Genomic DNA, 409 nt, shown 5'->3' with positions numbered 1-409 from the left:
TGTCTAGTCCTGAAATAGGTTTACACCTGTTTCAGTCTCAAAACGCCCGATGCACCGCATCGGGCGTTTTGTATTTCAGGGACAAGTGAGGTCGCTTACGGTTATAAATTTCTATCGATTCTTCAACCATGCGCTTGGCTTGGGCAAGGTCTTTGGGACGGTGTAGAAGAAATTCCGTTTTCAGAATCCCATTCACTCGTTCCGCTAGAGCATTCTGGTAGCAGTCGTAGCCATCAGTCATCGAGCACCTGACGCCATGCTTGGCATGCAGCTTTTGGTAGAGATCAGAGCAGTATTGCGAGCCCCGATCTGAGTGATGTACCAGCGGCTGACTGGTTCTTCGGTGTCGAAGAGCTTTCGTCATCGCCTGGATGACTGACTCGGTATGCAGGCTTTCATGCACATGATG

General features: G+C 49.9%; 1 protein-coding gene. It reads right to left on the bottom strand.

The window, feature by feature from the left end:
• Positions 1 to 37 precede the first annotated feature (37 nt).
• Positions 38 to 409: integrase core domain-containing protein (locus AACY19_RS27505; protein WP_339454650.1), on the bottom strand; the 372-nt coding region annotated here is incomplete at its 5' end.

It is taken from the genome of Pseudomonas sp. EA_5y_Pfl2_R50, from assembly GCF_963970475.1.
GTDB lineage: Bacteria > Pseudomonadota > Gammaproteobacteria > Pseudomonadales > Pseudomonadaceae > Aquipseudomonas.
The sequence above is the reverse complement of the archived record's forward strand: the minus strand, read 5'-3'. Positions and strand labels throughout refer to the sequence as shown.